The 278-nt window shown below is 73.0% G+C and carries 1 protein-coding gene; it reads left to right on the top strand.

The window, feature by feature from the left end; genetic code table 11:
- The coding region (locus tag AC1RQI_RS17170) for a transposase (RefSeq protein ID WP_481905825.1) at window positions 1-278 on the top strand (278 nt) is incomplete at both ends.

The following is a 278-nucleotide window of genomic DNA, read 5'->3' as shown; positions in this document are numbered from 1 at the left end:
GCAACCGCTCCGTCGGGGTGGCGCCGCAATATGCCACGACGCTGGGCAAGACCGCCAACTGCCAGACGTTGGTGTCGCTGACGCTGGCGCGTGGCGAGGTGCCGGTGGCGGTCGGCCTGGCGCTGTTCCTGCCCGAGACTTGGACGAGCGACCCGCACCGGATGAGCAGGGCCGGTGTCCCCGAGGACCGGCGCGAGGCCCGCACCAAGCTGGAGATCGCCGTCGCGGAGATCGACCGGGTCCGGGAGGGGGGCGTGCGCTTCGGCTGCGTGCTGGCC

The sequence above is a fragment of the Salicola sp. AFF1 genome (genome assembly GCF_056783195.1).
Note: the sequence above shows the minus strand (reverse complement) of the source record. Positions and strands in the feature narration are given on the sequence as shown.